The sequence below is a fragment of the Paenibacillus sp. FSL E2-8871 genome, from assembly GCF_038000345.1.
In the GTDB taxonomy this organism is placed as follows: Bacteria; Bacillota; Bacilli; order Paenibacillales; family Paenibacillaceae; genus Paenibacillus_AQ.
Genome location: NZ_JBBOBV010000001.1, coordinates 5,371,338 through 5,391,121, shown reverse-complemented (window position 1 = coordinate 5,391,121; position 19,784 = coordinate 5,371,338). Strand labels below are relative to the sequence as shown.

At 48.6% G+C, this 19,784-nt stretch carries 18 protein-coding genes and 1 riboswitch; of the genes, 1 reads left to right on the top strand and 17 read right to left on the bottom strand.

Annotated features, from left to right (window positions below; all coding sequences use genetic code 11):
* Window positions 1–194: 194 nt before the first annotated feature.
* From purD to NYE25_RS24275, 17 genes are all read right to left on the bottom strand, one after another.
* Window positions 195–1,460 carry a phosphoribosylamine--glycine ligase gene (gene purD, locus NYE25_RS24355; protein WP_076300197.1) on the bottom strand — a complete coding sequence of 422 codons (1,266 nt, stop codon included), beginning with the start codon at window positions 1,458–1,460 and terminating at the stop codon, window positions 195–197.
* A gap of 23 nt (window positions 1,461–1,483) precedes the next feature.
* Window positions 1,484–3,031, bottom strand: coding sequence for a bifunctional phosphoribosylaminoimidazolecarboxamide formyltransferase/IMP cyclohydrolase (purH, locus tag NYE25_RS24350; RefSeq protein ID WP_341147026.1), 1,548 nt, complete (start codon window positions 3,029–3,031; stop codon window positions 1,484–1,486).
* Window positions 3,032–3,192: 161 nt separating this feature from the next.
* Window positions 3,193–3,810: a phosphoribosylglycinamide formyltransferase gene (gene purN / locus NYE25_RS24345; RefSeq protein WP_076286942.1), complete on the bottom strand. Its 618-nt coding sequence runs from the start codon at window positions 3,808–3,810 to the stop codon at window positions 3,193–3,195.
* Window positions 3,810–4,850: a phosphoribosylformylglycinamidine cyclo-ligase gene (purM, locus tag NYE25_RS24340; RefSeq protein WP_341147025.1), complete on the bottom strand. Its 1,041-nt coding sequence runs from the start codon at window positions 4,848–4,850 to the stop codon at window positions 3,810–3,812. Before purM ends, purN begins: the two co-directional genes overlap by 1 nt.
* A gap of 362 nt (window positions 4,851–5,212) precedes the next feature.
* Window positions 5,213–6,709, bottom strand: coding sequence for an amidophosphoribosyltransferase (gene purF / locus NYE25_RS24335; protein WP_341126289.1), 1,497 nt, complete (start codon window positions 6,707–6,709; stop codon window positions 5,213–5,215).
* On the bottom strand, window positions 6,694–8,940 hold the full coding sequence (gene purL, locus NYE25_RS24330) for a phosphoribosylformylglycinamidine synthase subunit PurL (protein WP_341050385.1): 2,247 nt from the start codon (window positions 8,938–8,940) through the stop codon (window positions 6,694–6,696). The genes purF and purL overlap by 16 nt, the downstream gene beginning before the upstream one ends.
* A complete protein-coding gene (gene purQ, locus NYE25_RS24325) occupies window positions 8,918–9,607 on the bottom strand; it encodes a phosphoribosylformylglycinamidine synthase subunit PurQ (protein WP_042124034.1) in 690 nt (229 codons plus the stop codon). The genes purL and purQ overlap by 23 nt, the downstream gene beginning before the upstream one ends.
* A 5-nt stretch (window positions 9,608–9,612) precedes the next feature.
* Window positions 9,613–9,858: a phosphoribosylformylglycinamidine synthase subunit PurS gene (gene purS, locus NYE25_RS24320; RefSeq protein ID WP_036680912.1), complete on the bottom strand. Its 246-nt coding sequence runs from the start codon at window positions 9,856–9,858 to the stop codon at window positions 9,613–9,615.
* Window positions 9,859–9,985: 127 nt separating this feature from the next.
* On the bottom strand, window positions 9,986–10,876 hold the full coding sequence (locus NYE25_RS24315) for a phosphoribosylaminoimidazolesuccinocarboxamide synthase (protein WP_076286947.1): 891 nt from the start codon (window positions 10,874–10,876) through the stop codon (window positions 9,986–9,988).
* A 318-nt stretch (window positions 10,877–11,194) separates the two neighbouring features.
* On the bottom strand, window positions 11,195–12,490 hold the full coding sequence (purB, locus tag NYE25_RS24310) for an adenylosuccinate lyase (protein ID WP_042124027.1): 1,296 nt from the start codon (window positions 12,488–12,490) through the stop codon (window positions 11,195–11,197).
* 5 nt (window positions 12,491–12,495) lie between these two features.
* Window positions 12,496–13,617 carry a 5-(carboxyamino)imidazole ribonucleotide synthase gene (gene purK / locus NYE25_RS24305; protein WP_231573379.1) on the bottom strand — a complete coding sequence of 374 codons (1,122 nt, stop codon included), beginning with the start codon at window positions 13,615–13,617 and terminating at the stop codon, window positions 12,496–12,498.
* Window positions 13,520–13,771 carry a hypothetical protein gene (locus NYE25_RS24300; protein WP_341129625.1) on the bottom strand — a complete coding sequence of 84 codons (252 nt, stop codon included), beginning with the start codon at window positions 13,769–13,771 and terminating at the stop codon, window positions 13,520–13,522. The genes purK and NYE25_RS24300 overlap by 98 nt, the downstream gene beginning before the upstream one ends.
* On the bottom strand, window positions 13,728–14,213 hold the full coding sequence (gene purE, locus NYE25_RS24295; RefSeq protein WP_042124025.1) for a 5-(carboxyamino)imidazole ribonucleotide mutase: 486 nt from the start codon (window positions 14,211–14,213) through the stop codon (window positions 13,728–13,730). Before purE ends, NYE25_RS24300 begins: the two co-directional genes overlap by 44 nt.
* Before the next feature lie 210 nt (window positions 14,214–14,423).
* Window positions 14,424–14,525, bottom strand: a riboswitch (purine riboswitch).
* A 341-nt stretch (window positions 14,526–14,866) separates the two neighbouring features.
* Window positions 14,867–15,301: a universal stress protein gene (locus NYE25_RS24290; RefSeq protein WP_042184737.1), complete on the bottom strand. Its 435-nt coding sequence runs from the start codon at window positions 15,299–15,301 to the stop codon at window positions 14,867–14,869.
* 40 nt (window positions 15,302–15,341) lie between these two features.
* On the bottom strand, window positions 15,342–15,605 hold the full coding sequence (locus NYE25_RS24285; protein WP_042193264.1) for a DUF1294 domain-containing protein: 264 nt from the start codon (window positions 15,603–15,605) through the stop codon (window positions 15,342–15,344).
* A 112-nt stretch (window positions 15,606–15,717) separates the two neighbouring features.
* Window positions 15,718–16,923, bottom strand: a complete 1,206-nt coding sequence (locus tag NYE25_RS24280; protein ID WP_341147024.1) for an MFS transporter — start codon at window positions 16,921–16,923, stop codon at window positions 15,718–15,720.
* Window positions 16,924–17,059: 136 nt separating this feature from the next.
* Window positions 17,060–19,195, bottom strand: a complete 2,136-nt coding sequence (locus NYE25_RS24275) for a DNA topoisomerase III (protein ID WP_341147023.1) — start codon at window positions 19,193–19,195, stop codon at window positions 17,060–17,062.
* 127 nt (window positions 19,196–19,322) lie between these two features.
* Between NYE25_RS24275 and tsaA the strand changes: the two genes are divergently transcribed.
* Window positions 19,323–19,769, top strand: a complete 447-nt coding sequence (gene tsaA / locus NYE25_RS24270) for a tRNA (N6-threonylcarbamoyladenosine(37)-N6)-methyltransferase TrmO (RefSeq protein ID WP_076300189.1) — start codon at window positions 19,323–19,325, stop codon at window positions 19,767–19,769.
* The last annotated feature ends 15 nt before the right edge of the window (window positions 19,770–19,784 follow it).

The following is a 19,784-nucleotide window of genomic DNA, read 5'->3' as shown; positions in this document are numbered from 1 at the left end:
TCCTTTATAAGGTTACTTCACAAAGTCTGAAGGACTCCGATTTAAAAAGGCCTTCCCATGATCGGAAAGACCCTTATCTGTATATATCCGCACATTTTCCCCCGTACGTGTAGTATTATAGCACTTCTTCTATCACTTGTCAGTCCTTTTTTAGGACTTTAAGCGCAAAAAATGCTAGATACAGTTCTTTATCCTTATACCAATGCTTTCATAGCGATGTCGCTGCGGCTTTGTTTTCCGGAAAAAGAAATTCCTTCGGCTCTAGCGTAAGCTGCAACACGAGCTTCAGCAATCGTAGCACCTAGGCCTACCACGCCTAGTACCCGACCACCATTCGTCACCCAGCTTCCGTCTTCACCACGCGCCGTACCAGCATGGAAGATCAGCCCTCCTTGGCTGTCTTCAAGACCTTCAATCGGTACACCCTTTGGATAAGGGCCTGGATATCCTCCCGAAGCGAGAACTACGCATACAGCCGCTTCGTCGCTCCATTCAATGTCGATATCTGCAAGTCTGCCCTCTGTGACCGCCAGAAAGATTTCTAGCAAGTCGCTCTTGAGTCTAGGCAACACGACCTGAGTCTCAGGATCACCGAAACGAGCATTAAACTCAATCGTCTTTGGTTTACCCTCAGGAGAAATCATCAGTCCCGCAAATAGTACACCGCTAAAGGGACGACCTTCGTCCACCATAGCTTTTGCCGTCGGCTTAATGATGGTCTCAATCGCTTCTTGGATAATAGCCTCATCAATATGTGGTAAAGGCGAATAGGTACCCATTCCGCCGGTATTAGGACCCTTATCCCCATCAAATACGGGCTTATGATCCTGGGCAGCAGCCATAGGACGTACCGTCTCTCCATCGACAAAAGCCAGAATCGACATTTCCTGTCCAGCTAGAAATTCCTCAATAACAACCTGAGCGCCTGCCTCACCGAATACCTTAGTGACCATAATATCAGCGAGCGCTTGCTCTGCTTCTTCCAACGAATAAGCAACCGTCACGCCTTTTCCTGCAGCCAGACCATCTGCCTTGATTACGATCGGCAGCGGCTGTTCCCGCAAATAAGTTAGCGCAGCTTCATAGTCGTCGAACTTCTCATAGGCTGCTGTCGGAATATTATATTTATGCAAAAGATCCTTCATAAAGGTTTTGCTGCCTTCGATCTCCGCCGCATTCTTGCGTGGGCCAAACACAGGAATATCCTGTGCTTCAAAAGCATCCACAATCCCAGCAGCGAGTGGATCATCTGGACCGATTACAACAAGACCTACTTCCTTCTCTTTCGCAAAAGCCGTCAGACGATCGAACTCAAATACTCCGATCGGCACACATTCGGCTAACTGCGCAATCCCGGCGTTGCCGGGTGCGCAATAGATTTTACCTGCCTTGGGGCTTTGGGATAGACTCCAAATCATCGCATGTTCCCGGCCGCCGCCGCCAACCACTAAAATATCCATCCGAATATGATCCTCCCAGTGCTCTAGTGTTTGAAATGACGGACGCCTGTGAAGACCATAGCAATACCATACTCATTAGCGACCTTAATTGACTCTTCGTCTTTAATGGAGCCGCCTGGCTGAATCACTGCAGTGATTCCTGCTTTTGCTGCCATTTCAAGCGTATCGCCCATTGGGAAGAACGCGTCGGAAGCGAGTACGGCTCCCTTAGATTTTTCACCAGCTTGTTCGATTGCAATTTTAGCTGCACCAACGCGATTCATCTGTCCTGCACCTACGCCAACGGTCATATCATCAGCAGCCAGCACAATCGCATTAGATTTCACATGCTTAACTACTTTCCATCCGAACAACAATTGTTTCAATTCTTCCTCGGTTGGTTTACGGTCCGTAACGACTTGTAGATCATCTGGGTTCACAGAGTGCACATCGCTCTCCTGTACAACCATTCCTCCATCGATGGAAGTTACTACGAAGCTGCTCTTACGCGCACTGGCCGTACTAAGGTTACCGATTTTGAGCAAACGGAGACTCTTTTTCTTCGTAAGGATTTCCAGTGCTTCTTCCGTAAAGCCTGGTGCCAACACGATTTCGAGGAAAATATCTTTCAGCAGGTTCGCTGTGTCTGCATCAATAATGCGGTTTGCTGCTACAATCCCACCAAAGATAGAAGTTGGATCCGCGTTGTAAGCTTTTTGATAAGCTTCGTATACACTTTCACCCACACCTACACCACAAGGGTTCATATGTTTAACCGCCACGACAGCAGGCTCTTCAAATTCTTTCACAATTTGCAGTGCTGCGTTAGCATCGTTGATATTGTTATAAGACAACTCTTTGCCGTGCAATTGTTCAGCCGCAGTGAGTGTATCCAGTGCCGCCAATGGCTTGCGATAGAACGCAGCTTTTTGATGCGGATTCTCGCCATAACGCAGATCCTGAATTTTCTCATAAGTCACGGTGTAGCGCTCTGGCAGAGGCTCGCCAGTAACGTTAGCCAAATAATCGGAAATCAAGGCATCGTAAGCCGCCGTATGGCGGAACACTTTTGCCGCAAGACGTTTGCGTGTTTCTAACGTTGTATCTCCACCTGCGCGAACCTCTTCAAGTACAGTAGCGTAGTCATTAGCATCCACCACTACACTGACAAAAGCATGGTTCTTCGCCGCAGAACGCAGCATCGTAGGTCCGCCGATATCGATATTCTCGATGGCTTCCTCGTAGGATACGTCAGGTTTTGCGATAGTTTCCGCGAACGGATAAAGATTCACAACAACCAGATCGATGTAGTCCAGACCAAGCTCCTTCATTTGACGCGTGTGCTCCTCATTATCACGAACCGCAAGCAATCCACTGTGTACAGCAGGGTGCAAGGTTTTGACACGTCCGTCCATGATTTCTGGGAATCCTGTCACATCGGAAATCCCGATAACTGGAACACCTTCTTTAGCCAAAAGCGTGCTTGTTCCACCTGTAGAGATAATTTCTACGCCTAATGCAGACAACTCGCGGCAAAAATCCACGATACCTTGTTTATCCGATACGCTGACTAGCGCTCTTTTGATACTCACTTTGAATAGTCCTCCTTCAGGTTGTACGTGCGATTTAATATGAAGAAAACCCACAACGCGACACATAACGCCGCTAATGCAATATTTCCCGAGAAATACCCTGAAACATCTCGGTCTGTCACCAAATGTCGATCCAAAACTTCGAATGGCTGCGGTGCAGCTTACTTTTCGCGGATAATCGTCTTTCTTCCACTCAGTTCCACTTTCCCGCTGGCAAAAGCACCAACCACTTCGGGATACAGCTCATACTCAACCTTATGAATACGTTCTGCCAATGAATCGGCCGTGTCGTTATCCTGCAGGGCTACGCTGCGCTGAGCAATAACAGGCCCGGTATCCATACCTCCATCGACAAAATGCACAGTAACACCCGTCAGCTTTACGCCATAATCCAGCGCTTGTCCGATTGCATCTTTTCCTGCAAAAGCAGGCAGCAGCGATGGATGAATGTTAATAATTCGTCCAGCATACGGCGTTAAAAGCACTGGCGTAATAAGACGCATGTATCCTGCCAGCACAACCAGCCCGATTTCCCGCCGCTGAAGCTCTGCTACAATCTCTGCTTCGTAGAGTTCACGGCTGGCGAAGTCTTTTGGCCGCAGCAAGAGGGCGGGAATACCCGCATCCTCCGCTCGCTTAGCTACAGGTGCCTCTGGCTTGTCGGATACAAGCAACTCAATATTGCCCTCACCAAGCAAGCCTGCTCTCTGTGCATCGATCAGTGCAGCAAAATTACTGCCTTGCCCAGAAGCAAAAACAGCGATTCGACTCCATTGCATCACACTTCAGCTCCAGTAAAGGTTACTTTGCGTTCCCCTTCTGTCACTTTACCAATGATAAAAGCCTCTTCTCCGCTCGCTTTGAGCAGTTCAAGAGCACGTTCTCCATCAGCGCTACTTACTACCAGAACAAGTCCAATTCCCATATTAAAAGTAGTAAACATATCACGGTTGCTTACGTTTCCTTTGTTCTGCATCAATCCGAAGATCGGCAGAATCGGCCACGATCCGTAATTAATCTCCACATCTACACCGTCAGGCAATACGCGCGGGATATTCTCGATGAATCCGCCACCCGTAATATGTGCCATCCCTTTCACCGGAAGCTGCTCCAGCAGCGCCAGCAAAGGCTTCACATAAATCTTAGTTGGTGCAAGAAGTACATCCACAAGCGGAGCTCCAAGCTCCGGAAGCACATCATTCAGGCCATAGCCATCTTCCTCAAGCAAAAGCTTACGCACCAGTGAGAAGCCGTTGCTGTGCACGCCGCTAGAAGCTAAACCAATCACTGTGTCTCCAGCAGCGATGTTAGCGCCTGTTACCAGCTTCGCTTTGTCAGCAACGCCAACTGTGAATCCAGCGATATCATACTCACCCGCTGAATACATGCCCGGCATTTCAGCCGTTTCGCCGCCAATCAGCGCACAACCTGCTTGGTGACAGCCCTCTGCGATTCCTGCTACGATCGCTTCGATTTTCTCCGGTACGACTTTGTCGCAAGCCAGATAATCTAGGAAAAATAGCGGCTCCGCGCCTTGCACTACAATGTCGTTCACGCACATAGCTACAGCGTCGATCCCAATCGTGTCATGGCGATCCGCAGCAAACGCGATCTTAAGCTTCGTGCCTACACCATCAGTTCCCGATACGAGCACTGGCTCTTCATATTTATCTTTATTGAGGCCAAACAGCGCTCCGAACCCACCAAGATCCGTCATTACTTCTGGACGGTAAGTACGTTTTACGTGCTTTTTCATGCGTTCTACCGCTTCATTACCAGCCGCAATATCCACTCCGGCGTTTTTATAAGCTTCCGACACTTGGGACACCTCATCTTTTAATAGTTTAGAGCGCGTTTGGGCGCATTCGGAACCAGTGGTGGTTATTGGAGTTATTCCGAGGAATGTTTGGACTTCCGATCGCTGTTATGTTTGGATTTCCTGATTTAACCGCTCATCGCGGTAGAAATCCAAACATAAAGGCGAACGCTACGCTTCTACAGTTCCAAACTTCCTCTCCATAACTCCCTCTAACCACCAGGTTTCCCCTACTGCAAGCCGCAGTGCGCGCCTTGCACACGGACCTCAAGACCTCGGTGCATGAGCTGCGCCATGCAACCTCTTCTAGCGAAACAAGCGAGTACCCACACTTTGCAAGGGGGACTTAGAGGGATGACCCCTAACTAGCAGCTGCAGCCATCTTTCTCTTCCCCGCCAAAATCAACCTGCGTCGGGTAATCATTATCGAAGCAGGAAAGGCATAGCCCGCCTTTGTAATCATCTTTGTTGTGACCACCAATGGAAGTGATTAAGCCCTCCGGTGACAAGAATGCCAAGGAATCGGCATTAATCTCTTCGCACATTTCCGCAATGGACTTGTACGACGCGATGAGATCGCGGCGGTCTGGGGTATCAATGCCGTAGAAGCAAGGATTCTTGAAGGGCGGCGATGTAATCCGCACGTGAACCTCTACGGCTCCCGCTTCACGGAGCAGATTGACGATCCGCCGTGAAGTTGTGCCACGCACGATGGAATCATCGATCATGACAACACGTTTGCCATCGACCACACTGCGCACGGCGCTTAGCTTCATTTTCACACCTTGCTCACGCAGCTCTTGGCTCGGCTGGATAAAGGTCCGGCCTGTATACTTATTCTTGATGAGCCCAAGCTCATAAGGAATGCCCGTCTGTTCCGCAAATCCAATCGCTGCCGAGATACTTGAATCCGGTACACCAGTTACGAGGTCAGCATCTACGAAAGCTTCTAATGCCATTCGGCTACCCATCCGTTTACGGGCGGTGTGCAGGTTAGCGCCATTCATATCACTGTCTGGGCGAGAGAAGTAAATATACTCCATCGCGCATAGCGCTTTACGTTTGGGCTCGGTAAAACGGTCCTCTAACAAGCCATTTTTATCAAGCACGAGCAGTTCGCCAGGTTCGATATCGCGGACTAACTGTGCTCCGATAACTTCTAAGGCGCAAGATTCGGAAGCAAAAATATAGGCGTCGCCGATCCGTCCCATTACAAGCGGACGCAAACCATGGGAATCCGAAGCGACAATTAATTTATCATTCGTCATAAGCAGAAAAGCAAATCCGCCAACCAGTTGTTTTAGCGCATCCTTAGCCGCTTCAACAAAATCCTTAGACGAACGCGCAATCAGATGCGCGAGCACTTCTGTATCACTTGTAGTTTGGAAGATCGATCCGCTTTGCTCAAGCTGTTTACGAATCAATGGTTCATTTACTATGTTACCGTTTGTAGCAATCGCCAAATCACCGTCACGATATTTGAATACGAGCGGCTGTGCATTAGTTAAGCGGCTGTCTCCGCTGGTGGAATAACGTACATGCCCGATGGACATGTCTCCAACCAGTGAGGCAATTTTGTCCTTGTCGAATACTTCTTTTACTAACCCCATCCCGCGGTGATAGTTGAAATCACGACCATCTGCTACGCAGATGCCCGCACTTTCTTCCCCACGGTGCTGTAAGGCGTGCAAGCCGTAATAAGACATGGACGCCGCTTCCGGGTGTCCGAAGACCCCGAAAACGCCGCATTCTTCTTTTAATGTGTCAAAAATATCTCCCGAGCCCGTTCCTTCATTGTAAAAGTCACCAGTCCACAGGATAGGAGTCTCCTGCTCTTTCCCGGTCTTTATTTCATAAGACATGGAATAGCATCCTCCCAAACGAATTTCAATTCTGCTACAGCTTCATCTAATACGGATGCACCGTCCAGATTTACGCGCAGTCTGTCTCCACCTACAGTTCCGATGATTTCCACTGGAACGCCGCTGGCAGCAATCGCTGCTTTCAGCTCTTCCGCACGCTCAGGCGCTGCCGTCAGCACGATACGTGATTGGCTCTCACTGAACAAAGCTACATCGGATCTAAGTCCATTAGCAGAAAGTTCAACGTTCGCACCAACACCGCCACTGATACAGCTTTCTGCAAGTGCTACAGCAAGGCCGCCTTCGGACAAGTCATGTGCCGAACGCACCAGGCCGCCGCGAATCGAGGTAAGCACTGCGCTCAGCAGTGTTTTCTCAGTAGCCAAATCCAAAGCTGGAGGACGGCCTTCGGTTACACCATGAACAGCATATTGAAATTCACTACCACCAAGCTCAGCTTTTGTTACGCCTAGCAGAAGAATGGAATCTCCTTCTTGTTTGAAGCCTTGAGTCGTAATATGATCCGTATCCGTTACTAAACCAACCATGCCGACAACCGGTGTTGGGTAGATGGATCCCGTCGTATTTTCGTTATAAAGACTGACATTCCCGCCGATAACCGGAGTATCCAGCACACGACAAGCTTCAGCCATACCATCAACCGCACGCTCCATTTGCCAGAACACATCAGGTTTCTCAGGGTTTCCGAAGTTTAGGTTATCGGTAATAGCAAGCGGTTCAGCACCCGAACAAACGATGTTACGAGCCGCTTCGCTGACTGCAATCCGTCCACCCACTTCAGGATCAAGATAAACATAACGCCCGTTACAGTCCGTGGTCATCGCAAGTCCTTTACGTGTACCATGAATGGTAACTACAGCCGCATCAGATCCAGGTCGAACAGCCGTACTAGTCCGAACCATGTAATCATATTGGTTGTATACCCAAGCTTTGCTTGCTACGGTTGGAGATCCAAGAACAGTACGAAGTGCGCCGCCTAGATCTGTAACTTCTGCGTAACGAAGCGTATCTACCGATTCATTCTCTACATAATAAGCAGGAACCTCAGATGGTTTGTTATAGACTGGACACTCATCAACAAGCGCTGTTACTGGCATGTCACCAACAACCTCACCGTGATGGTAGAGCTTCAAACGACCGTCATCCGTAACTTTACCTACCTTACAGCAGATTACACCCCAGCGATCAAAAATCTCTTGCGCCTGAGCTTCATCCTTCGGTTCTACTACGAACAACATCCGTTCTTGCGATTCCGAAAGCATCATTTCATAAGGGGTCATGCCGTCTTCACGTTGTGGCACCTGATCAAGATACAACTCCAAACCATTACCAGCTTTACTTGCCATCTCTGCACTAGAGCAGGTAAGTCCAGCCGCACCCATATCCTGAATCCCAATAACAATGCCGCTGTCGATTAACTCTAGACAAGATTCCATAACGAGCTTCTCCATAAATGGATCGCCTACTTGTACAGCTGTACGTTTAGCTTCTGACTCTTCACTTAGTTCAACGGATGCAAAAGTAGCCCCATGAATCCCATCACGTCCAGTAGGAGGACCTACGTAGAAGACTGGGTTCCCTACACCTTTAGCGACACCGCGCTGGATTTTATCATGATCAATCAGACCAACACACATTGCGTTAACAAGCGGGTTACCGTCATAGCTATCATCGAACATGATTTCGCCGCCCACGGTTGGAATCCCGATACAGTTACCATAACCAGCAATACCCGACACCACATGCTCGAACAAATATTTCACGCGATCGCTTTCCAGCTTTCCGAAACGCAAGGAATTCAGCAGTGCGATAGGTCTTGAGCCCATGGAAAAAATATCACGAATGATACCACCTACGCCTGTTGCCGCACCTTGAAAAGGTTCTACCGCAGAGGGGTGGTTATGACTTTCGATTTTGAATACAACCGCTTGGTTGTCTCCGATATCTACAATCCCTGCGCCCTCGCCAGGTCCCATCAGGACACGTGGTCCAGTAACTGGGAAACGTTTCAACAATGGCTTAGAGTTCTTGTATGCACAGTGTTCGGACCACATTACGCTGAATACGCCGATTTCAGTATAATTCGGCAAACGTCCCATAAAAGACTTGATGAGCTCATATTCGCTGTCCGACACACCGAATTGGCTGTAAATTTTCTGCTCTGCGATCTGTTCTGCGGTCGGTTCCTTAACGGATACTTGCTGCGTCATGACGATCCCTCCAAGTCTTCAGTATAGATGTGAACATTCGTTTGCCATCTTCAGATCCGAGCAAGCTGTTAGCTGCACGCTCAGGGTGAGGCATCATGCCGACTACATTCCCCTGCACATTACTAACACCTGCAATATCAGCTACAGAGCCGTTAGGATTATCGCTATACGTGAACACAATCTGATTGTTAGCTTTCAGTTCTGCTAAAGTCTCTTCATCACAGTAGTAGTTTCCTTCGCCGTGAGCGATTGGGATGATGATTTCTTCATCCTTAGCATAATCAATAGTAAATGGGGTTTCGTTATTAACAACCTTAAGCACTGTATCATGACAACGGAACTTCATGGACATGTTTCGACGCAGCGCGCCTGGCAACAAACCAGCCTCAGTAAGAATTTGGAACCCATTGCAAATGCCTAGCACGAATTTCCCTTGCTCTGCTGCTTTAGCAACTTCAGCCATTACAGGAGCAAATCTTGAAATCGCGCCGCAGCGCAGGTAATCACCATATGAGAATCCGCCTGGAACCAAGATGCAATCATACGCCGACAAATCTGTCGCTGTATGCCACACATAATCGACTGGTTCGCCGAGACTGTCCTCTACCGCCTTGTAGCAATCAATATCACAGTTAGAGCCTGGGAAGACAAGTACAGCAAATTTCATGTAGTTTAGTCCTCCAATTCGTAGCGGTAATCCTCGATCACCGTGTTGGCAAGTAGCTTTTCGCACATTTCCTTGAGACGCACTTCTGCTTCAGCACGGTTGTCCGTGTCCAAAGTCAGCTCCATATATTTCCCAATACGCAAACTTTCAACCTCTTGAAAACCTACCGAATGAAGTGCTCCTTGCACTGCTACACCTTGTGGATCGAGAACGCTCTTCTTAATGGTGACATATACCGTCGCTTTTAACATATGCTTGTAGTTCCTCCTAAATTTTTATGTGTATATACTTTCTGAAAGCTGAAACTCTACTAAAAGTAACTCTAGCTTTAAAAACATACACTTCATTTATTCCCATGAGTAAACACACAATGTTGAGCTATAGAGACTTGCCAGTAAGACGATGATAAATGTCCAGATAACGGCGCGTTGTTTCTTCAACTACTTCTAGTGGAAGTGGATCAGGTTTGCTATTTTTATCCCAGGAGGATGCAGATAGATACGTACGAACAGGTTCTTTATCCATACTATCAATTTCGATATCAAGAGCGTATTTGTCCTTGGCCCAGAAACGTGAAGCATCCGGCGTAAAAATCTCATCAATCAGAATCACCTTGCCATCCAGCAAGCCGAATTCAAATTTGCAATCTGCTAGAATGATTCCCCGCTCAGCACAATACTCTCTGGCAAAAGAGAACAATTGCAAGCTCTTCTCCTGCAGCTCGAGTGCCAGATCAGCACCGATTAGCTCCTGCATCTTTTCAAAAGGAATATCCTCATCATGACCTACATCGTTTTTAGCCGCAGGGGTAAAGATTGGCTGTGCCAGCAGCGCATTTTTGCGCAAGTTCTTAGGAAGCTCAATACCATTCACTTTGCCGGTTTCTTGATACTGTCTCCAGCCCCCACCGGTGATGCACCCACGCACAACACATTCGATATCGATGCGCTCTGCTTTGCGTACTACCATAACACGGTTTCTGAGAGCTTCCTTGTCCTTAACGATATCTCCGAGCAGATCCACATCGATATGAACGACATGATTCTCCATTAGCTCTTTGGTCTTTCCGAACCAGAACGCACTCAGACGGTTAAGCACATTGCCCTTTTCAGGTACCGCTGGGTCCAGCACATAGTCAAAAGCAGATATCCGATCCGTGACGACGATCAGTACATTCTCCCCTAAATCGTATAGCTCACGAACCTTCCCTTTATAGAGCAGCGGCGCATTGATGAGTTCCACGGCTGTGGATACGGCCGACGATGTCATGACCTTTCCTCCCTTGAACTAATGATCTTCCTAAGTTGGGCTGGTCTAGGAGGAAGCACTTCCGAGGAATGTTTGGACTTCCGATCGCTGTTATCCTCAGATTTCTTGATTTGAACCGCTTCTCGCGGTAGAAATCCGAGGATAAAGGCGAACGCTACGCTTCTACAGTTCCAAACTTCCTCTACAGTGCTCCCCCATCCAGCTTTGCATTTATTGCAGCGTTCCTTAGTTCACCACTAACTTATCTTTTTAGGATCTCTAAGGTCTCATTCCGAGGAATTCGTTCCTTATCGACCCAACCATTAACGTACCTATTTTTTAGATAAGCTCTAGCTTGCGGAAGATGGTGTCCACATGCTTAAGGTGCCAAGAAGGGTTAAATGCATCTTCAATTTCTTCTGGGGTAAGAACGTTAGTGATCTCAGGTGTAGCTTCCACGATATCGCGGAATTGTTTTTGCTCTTCCCAAGCTTGCATAGCACGCGGTTGAACGGTATCGTATGCTTGCTCACGGCTAAGGCCTTTGTCGATCAGTTTAGTCAAGATCCGACCGGAGAAAGGAACACCAAACGTACGGTTCATGTTACGCTTCATATTCTCTGGGAATACAGTCAGGTTCTTCACGATGTTACCGAAACGGTTCAGCATGTAGTTAAGCAGCATTGTCGCATCCGGAAGGATGATACGTTCCACAGAGGAGTGCGAAATATCGCGTTCATGCCAGAGTGGCACGTTCTCGTAAGCTGTAACCATATGTCCGCGAATGACGCGGGACAGACCGGAAATGTTCTCGCAGCCGATCGGATTACGTTTGTGAGGCATAGCGGAGGAACCCTTTTGACCTTTGGCAAAAGCTTCTTCCACTTCACGAATCTCACTCTTTTGCAGAGCGCGGATTTCAGTAGCGAATTTGTCTAACGATGTCGCTACCAAAGCAAGAGCAGCCATGTATTCAGCATGACGGTCACGCTGTAACGTTTGTGTAGAAATTGGAGCTGGGCTTGTGCCGAGCTTGCGGCAAACGAATTCTTCTACGAAAGGATCGATGTTCGCGTACGTACCAACGGCACCGGAGATTTTACCAAACTGCACACCGTTCGCAGCATGGCGGAAACGCTCCAGGTTACGTTTCATTTCTTCGTACCATAGAGCCATTTTCAGACCAAAGGTAGTTGGCTCGGCATGAACACCATGCGTACGGCCCATCATCGGCGTATCCTTGTAAGCAATAGCTTTGTCTTTAAGGATCTCAATAAAATTGATGATATCCTTCTCTAGAATTTCATTCGCTTGACGCAGCAAGTAACCTAGCGCCGTATCTACCACGTCAGTAGAAGTAAGACCGTAGTGAACCCATTTGCGCTCTGCGCCAAGACTCTCGGAAACCGCACGTGTAAATGCGATAACGTCATGGCGAGTCTCTTGTTCTATTTCATCAATGCGTGCGATGTCGAATTTAGCGTCCTTACGCAGTTTAGCTGCGTCTTCGTGCGGGATGACTCCCAGCTCAGCCCATGCTTCACAAGCGCAAATTTCAACTTCCAGCCACGCCTTGAATTTATTTTCCTCCGTCCAAATAGCTCGCATCTCAGGTCTGCTGTAACGTTCGATCATATTCTTTAGTTCCTCCAAAGTTTAGATTGCTCCACCCAGGACAAGCCGTCCCCGGTATCCTTGCAGAGCAGATTGATATGGCCCATCTTGCGGCCGGTCTTACTCTCAGTCTTGCCATATATATGAAGCTTAGGTACAACACCCAGCTTATTATCTTTTTCGTCCTGTGTACAGGTCGCTTTAATCGCCCCATCCAAATGCTGGCCTAGTACATTTACCATAACTACAGGTGTCAAAAGCGTTGTATCGCCCAGCGGCAGATTACAAATCGCCCGGACATGTTGCTCGAACTGTGAAGTCGCGCAAGCATCCATGGTGTAATGCCCGGAGTTATGCGGCCTTGGTGCTAACTCATTGACGTACAATTGTCCGTCCTCTGTGACGAACATTTCTACTGCCAGCAGTCCAACCGCATCAAGTCCAGCGATTAATGTCTCTGCCAATTCGCATGCTCTCCGCTGAATGTCCTCTGCCACTCTTGCAGGCACAATGGACAGATGCAAAATATTATTTACATGAATATTTTCCGAGGGTGGGAAGCTCTTAACCTCACCAGAAGCACTGCGTGCAGCAACAACGGATATTTCACACTTAAAAGCTACAAACTTCTCAAGCACCAGCTCCGGCACAACGGCTCCGGGTGCTACTTGCCGGAAGGCTTCTTCCAGCTCTTCTACCTGACGGATCACGGCTTGTCCCTTGCCGTCATAACCGCCTGTGGCTGTCTTCAGCACACAGGGTAGTCCAAGTTCAGCCGCCGCCACTTTCAGCTCCGCAAGGCTGTCCACCTTCCGGTACGGGGCGACCGGTACGCCTGCCGCCTCGATGGCGGCTTTTTCGCGCAGCCGATGCTGCGTCGTATACAGCAGCGCGCTGCCCTGCGGCACGTACGATTCCTCCGTCAGCAGCGCGGCAACGCCCGCGTCAACGTTCTCGAACTCGTACGTGATGACGTCCGAGCGGCGGGCTAGCTCCCGCGCCGCGTCCCGGTCGTTATACGCCGCTGTAATCTGCGGCGTGACTTGACCGCTAGGCGCATCCGGCGCAGGGTCCAGCGCCACGAAGCGGTAGCCCATGGCGCTGCCAGCCAGCGCCATCATGCGCCCGAGCTGCCCGCCGCCGAGCACGCCGACGGTCGCGCCGGGCAGTAGCGTCCGGACGGTGTCCGTGCCGGACGCATCCATGGCGGCTGGCGAAGTAACGCCGCCAGCCTCCTGCAGCTTCAGCTCCTCCGGTCTCATAAGCTGTCGCTGCTTTCAAGGACTTCGCCCGTGATCGCATCCCGCCGCAGCTGCGCGCGCTGCTGCACTTCTGGATCGAATGCTCCGATAATCTGTGCAGCCAGGAGGCCTGCATTAATGGCTCCTGCCTTACCAATGGCTACCGTTGCCACTGGAATACCTCCTGGCATCTGCACGATGGAGAGAAGCGAATCCAGCCCATTAAGCGCCTTCGACTGCACTGGCACTCCAATCACAGGCAGGATCGTCTTTGCTGCTACCATACCAGGCAAATGCGCTGCACCACCCGCTCCTGCAATAATGACGCGAATCCCCCGGCCCGCGGCTTCCTCCGCATAGCTGAACATCAAGTCCGGCGTCCGGTGCGCAGATACTACCTTCTTCTCATAAGATAATCCCAGCTCTTCAAGCACCGCACAAGCGTGCTCCATCGTATCCCAATCCGATTTACTGCCCATGATAACAGCTACCTGCACAGACATGATTCGACCTACCTTCCAGTCACTAGTATGGATATCTTTATCTTGTAAATTCGAATAAAAAAAGCCCGATGACCAGACGCATTTTGCTGCGGGAGGATCGGACTAGTAAAGAAATTAGGAAAAAATAATCCGCGTGCCTATCATTAGGCTGCATTAAGCGCGGAAAATGGCATAATGCATCATTCCGTTACCCGGACCGCATTGCCGCATTCTATCATCCTATTTCCTCGTAGTCCGGTAATTTACGGTTCCCGGGTAGAAACTTCCGGGCCATATCCCCGGTTTTATACGAGTTGCTCATGACATCAGTTTAACAATCCCCTACACAGGATGTCAACTCAAACACGAACATTGGTAAATTCCGATTAATAATCGTTCGCTTTTAGGCGTATTTAATTTCTCAATATCCACTTATTTTGATGATAAAGACTTCTTTCCGTACACTATAAGCTCTAACAACAGATGTTATATTAACTGTAGAATAGGCTTCACGTAGTCATTTCGTTTCTTAATAATCAAGTATAAATGCCTTTGGCGTCCCTGTATGACGGTTAGCGTTTATGCGAGAAATATAAGGATAAAGTATAGTGTGAAACATATACTTTCTTATATTTGAAAAAAGGAACGCCATAAGCGTCCCTTTTAACTTTATATTATTTTACTACCAGCACTGGAATGCGAGCGCTTTGTACTACATTGTGGCTCACACTTCCCAGAACAAACTCACGTATTCCGCCAAGTCCGCGGCTGCCGATAACAATTACATCTATAGCATGTTCTTTAGCATATTTCAAAATCACTTCAGCGGGAGATCCTTGTAATAGCTCAACCTCAGCATTCAAGCCTTCAGCCTCAAGGCGTCCCTTGACTTCTTCCGTAGTCTGCACTGCTAAATCATAATATTCTTTATTTACTGAAGCCGGTAGTGGTGCTAGAGCTTCTCCGATAAAAAATCTTGGAAATTCAAATGCGTGTACAACATGCATCGTAGAGCCCGGAGTTACTTTTGCGAGTTCAATTGCGCGCTCCAATGCTTGATTAGAAGCCTTAGATCCATCATAGGCGAGTAAAATTTTAGAGAATAACATGTACGCCACCTCTTTTTCTAGTTTGTAATCATTAAGACTATCACCTTAAAAAATAGCTGTACAAAAAGATATTCAGCAACAGAAGTAACGGAATTCCGATCCTAAAGGACATATGTCGCGTCTTGTGGCGCTTACGATACATGGCAATCAGCACGCCTAGTGCCCCGCCCATAGCTGCCAGCAGAAAAAGTGTCTTCTCAGGTACACGTTCTCGCCGTTTACGGGCTTTGTTCTTGTCTTCGGACATCACTACATATCCGATAATATTAATTACCACAAACCACAACATTATAACCTTGACCATTCTCCCGGGCTCTCCTCCTTGCTTCCTATCTATCTCTATTATATTCCTCTTTTTCACAAAAAACCAATCATCCTTACACGCTCTGATAACTTCGCTACCTGCCTCTTTCTTTTCAATGCTTCGAATCATTCATCCATATCCATGACAACACCGCAGCCAGCGCCGCCGCAATTCCACCCAGCCAGAACCCTCCGGTCAAGCCATAAAGAGCGCTCATCCAGCCTGCCACGAACGGCCCCGCCGACATACCTATTGCATAAACCGCCTGATAGAAGCCCATAGCTGTTGCACGCTTATATGGATCTACTTCTGACACCGATTTGCCTAGCAACAATGGAAAAATCAGTCCCTGCATAAATCCGTTTCCTACCTGAGTCAGACAGAGCGTCGCTAGCGTCGGCATTGAAGGAATAAGAAGTGTAAACAATGCACTCCCCGCGAAGCCTAAGAGAAGCGTGCCCCGGTCTCCTAGCAGCCTACCAAATGTCCGTGAGCCATAGAGGGTCGCGACAGCATGCGGAATCATAAAAGCGAGCGTCAGCCAGCCCAAGCTTTCTTTACTTGCTCCGATATTCAGAGCTTGGTTTGGCGTATATCCGAACATCGTTATGAATAGCACACAGTGTGCCAACACTGACAGCAGAGAAACTCTTACCAGAAGCGGCTCCTTCATAACACCTGCTAAGTCTTTGATCTGGATCGCACTTTGCCGTTTCTCCTGTTTTTGTTCAGGCAGCCGCAGCGCAAGCAGCAGCGCCGCAATCGCTACAATTCCTCCAATCAGAAACGGGGTATTCCAGCCCCAATGCTCCACCATATAGCCACTGATCATCATACTGGTCAATTGGGCAATCACCGTAGTGAATTGCAGCATGCCCATCGCTTTTCCAGCTTCCTCTTTCGGGAAATATCCCGCGAACATCACAGTGTACACAACCCATGCCGAAGCCGCTATACCGGATACCGCACGTGCTGCCAATGCCCACCCAGGCTGTGCTCCCCACATGAAAAGAAAGCAGCTGGCTCCGCTCGCAATCAGTCCCAGGTAGATAAACGGACGACGCCGATTCAAATAATCCGAACCGATGCCAATCGGCAGTCGGAACAGAATCTGCATTAACCCATATACGCCCAGCACCATGCCCACCATAAAATATGATGCTCCCAAATGCTCCACATAAGGGGAAAGCACCGGAACATAAATATAAGAAGAGAACCAAAACATAAATACAATAACGAGAAAGAAAAACTTACTGCCTCCCTGCCCCTCTGGGCTACCTGCTGCTTTTAGTTGATCCACTTGTTGTTCAGCTGCCACCCTAATCACCTGCTCTATGTATTTGCTTAACATTCTAATTCAAAGCCTATCTGTAGACCACAAAAACTTACGTGGACAGAAAAAAGGCTACTGAGCACACTCAGCAGCCTTTTTATTACGATACATGCGAACCTTTTTACTTCTCCTTCTTTTGCCCTTCAAGCGCTGCTTTCAGCAGTTCCCCAAGGTTAGAACCAATGCTTTCTTGCTTACTGTATTGCTGTACCAGCTTTTGCTGTTCGCGTTTATTCACATGCTTATGATCCTTATCCAAGGTTTCTGTGATTCCACAGCCCAAACATTGTACGAACATGCCTGCTTTACCCTCTTTAAGCTCCATTTTCTTATGGCACTGTGGACAGCGGCGATTCGATAGTCTTTTCTCTCCGGCACGGGTATAACCACAGTTATCTGCAGGGCATACAAGCAGCTTGCCACGTTTGCTCTTTTTCTCCAGCAGTCTTGTACCGCATTCCGGACAATTACTGTTCGAGACATTATGCGGTTTATATTCTGCTCCACTAGTTTTGACGCCAGTTACCAGCTCCTGTGCCATACTGCGGATGCCTTGCAAGAAGAGCTCCGGCTTGCCTTGACCACGCGCTATTTTCTCCAGCTCGGCTTCCCAGCGCGCGGTTAGATCTGGTGTCCGTAGCTGTGTGGATACCAACTCAATAAGCTGCTTGCCTTTACCAGTCGGATGCAGCAGATTCCCTTGGCGTTCAATGGTATCGGAGCTAACCAGCTTCTCGATAATATCCGCGCGGGTTGCCGGGGTTCCCAGTCCGTGCTTCTCCATTTGCGTCAAAAGCGAAGCTTCATTATAACGCTTCGGTGGCTGTGTTCGTCCAGGACGAACCATGCAGCGGCCAATCGTGACAGTTGCTCCTTCGCGCAGCTCAGGTAGCTTCACAGTCCCAGCTGCTGGCTCGTCCGATGGCTCCTCGTCGTCATCGTTACTCATATCTCCGCCGTACACTTCACGCCAACCGGCATCTTTTACCGTCGTCCCTTTGACATGGAAGCTTTCGCCTTCCACATTGACGGTGACAGCTACCGCATCATAGCGAGCTGGTGGGTAGAACAAGCTAATAAAACGCCGTACAATCAGATCATACAGCTTACGTTCCTCAGTACTCAGACCATTTAACAAAACGGTCTGCTCTGTCGGAATAATAGCATGGTGATCGCTTACTTTGCTATCATCCACGATTCGCTTCGTAATCGGCAGCGGTTTGCGAAGCAGTGGACGTGCCAACGCAGCATATGGGCCGACAGCTACACTGTCCAATCTTTCCTTGAGTGTGCCCGTCATATCTGATGTTAAGTAACGACTGTCCGTACGCGGGTAAGTGACAAGCTTATGCTGCTCATATAACCGCTGAAGCACACTGGAGGTCTGCTTCGCGGAGAAGCCGAACTTCCGGTTCGCATCGCGCTGCAATTCAGTCAGATCATAAGCGAGTGGATGAGGTTCGCTCTTCTCACTCTTCTGTACCTTATTAATACGGCCGCTGCGTCCAGTAAGCTTATCCTTTAGACTTGCCGTCTTATCCTTTTCAAATATCCGACCATCGCCGTTACTGGCCCGCCATGCCGCTTGGAAATCTCCAAAATCAGCAGTCAGCGTCTCAAAATCAACGGAACGGAAACCCGTAATCTCCTGTTCACGATCCATGATCATCCCTAATGTCGGCGTTTGTACCCGCCCTGCGGAGAGCGGCGAACCGAACTTACATGTCAAAGCTCTCGTGACATTCAGTCCAATCATCCAATCCGCCTCTGCGCGGCAACGTGCAGATTCATACAGACGATCAAAATCGCGACCTGGGCGGAGCTTTGCGAATCCCTCTTTAATCGCCTTATCAGTCTGCGAGGATATCCACAGCCGCCGGAATGGCTTTTTCCACCCCGCCATATTCATAATCCAACGTGCCAACAGCTCTCCTTCACGAGCAGCATCCGTAGCTACCACAAGCTCCTCAATATCCTGACGCTTCATTAGATGCTGAACAGCTTTATATTGCTGGTTGGTCTCACGCAGCACCTTCAGCTTTGCCTTCTCCGGCAAAATCGGCAAATCCTCCAAAGCCCAAGTTGCAAACTTTTTATTATAATCTTCAGGCTCTGCCAGGCCGACTAAATGACCCAGTGCCCAGGTAACCACATATTTTGGACCTTCAATATAGCTCTTCTGTTTATTATTACATCCCATGACTCGTGCGATCTCGCGTGCAACAGACGGCTTCTCCGCCAATACTAATGTCTTCATAATGCTCCCCTTTCCACATCAAATTTCATTATAGCATTAAATGAATGATAGCAAATATCGTCAGGCTTTACCGGGTCACTCCGTTATAAACTAAATAATATCTGATACCCGAAAGGAGTCATAGTCAATGAATGAACAAGAAAGCTATAATATAATACCTATAGGTTGGGTTACAGGTGCGCCACGTAATTTACGACTGGAAATCAAACCGGAATTTAGCCCGGCGCTTAAAGGTTTATCTCAATTTAGTCATTGCCAAGTGCTTTGGTGGCTGCACGAGTTTGCAGATGATCAATTCCGCCAGACTACACAGATTCAACCACCTTATGACGAAACATTAACTGGAGTATTCGCTTCCCGTTCCCCTATTCGACCTAATCCAATTGGGCTTAGTGTAGCAGCAATCCTGTCTGTCGATGAAGCTTCTGGCATCGTAGAGGTGGCTGGACTTGATGCCTATCCTGGTACACCAATTCTAGACATCAAAGCTTATTTTCCTAGTGCCGATCGCGTAATGGAAGTGACCGTTCCCGATTGGGCTGCTAATTGGGGGGACTGGACAACAAATAATTGAAGTAATCGATTTGGA

Excerpts from the sequence above, each read along its gene's own strand:
- purD (WP_076300197.1), bottom strand. The coding sequence starts at position 1,460 with ATGGATATTTTAGTGGTTGGCGGCGGCGGCCGGGAACATGCGATGATT.
- purN (WP_076286942.1), bottom strand. The coding sequence starts at position 3,810 with ATGCAATGGAGTCGAATCGCTGTTTTTGCTTCTGGGCAAGGCAGTAAT.
- purF (WP_341126289.1), bottom strand. The coding sequence starts at position 6,709 with ATGTCTTATGAAATAAAGACCGGGAAAGAGCAGGAGACTCCTATCCTG.
- purL (WP_341050385.1), bottom strand. The coding sequence starts at position 8,940 with ATGACGCAGCAAGTATCCGTTAAGGAACCGACCGCAGAACAGATCGCA.
- purQ (WP_042124034.1), bottom strand. The coding sequence starts at position 9,607 with ATGAAATTTGCTGTACTTGTCTTCCCAGGCTCTAACTGTGATATTGAT.
- purS (WP_036680912.1), bottom strand. The coding sequence starts at position 9,858 with ATGTTAAAAGCGACGGTATATGTCACCATTAAGAAGAGCGTTCTCGAT.
- NYE25_RS24315 (WP_076286947.1), bottom strand. The coding sequence starts at position 10,876 with ATGACATCGTCGGCCGTATCCACAGCCGTGGAACTCATCAATGCGCCG.
- purB (WP_042124027.1), bottom strand. The coding sequence starts at position 12,490 with ATGATCGAACGTTACAGCAGACCTGAGATGCGAGCTATTTGGACGGAG.
- NYE25_RS24300 (WP_341129625.1), bottom strand. The coding sequence starts at position 13,771 with ATGCGATCACGGGCGAAGTCCTTGAAAGCAGCGACAGCTTATGAGACC.
- purE (WP_042124025.1), bottom strand. The coding sequence starts at position 14,213 with ATGTCTGTGCAGGTAGCTGTTATCATGGGCAGTAAATCGGATTGGGAT.
- NYE25_RS24290 (WP_042184737.1), bottom strand. The coding sequence starts at position 15,301 with ATGTTATTCTCTAAAATTTTACTCGCCTATGATGGATCTAAGGCTTCT.
- NYE25_RS24285 (WP_042193264.1), bottom strand. The coding sequence starts at position 15,605 with ATGGTCAAGGTTATAATGTTGTGGTTTGTGGTAATTAATATTATCGGA.
- NYE25_RS24275 (WP_341147023.1), bottom strand. The coding sequence starts at position 19,195 with ATGAAGACATTAGTATTGGCGGAGAAGCCGTCTGTTGCACGCGAGATC.
- tsaA (WP_076300189.1), top strand. The coding sequence starts at position 19,323 with ATGAATGAACAAGAAAGCTATAATATAATACCTATAGGTTGGGTTACA.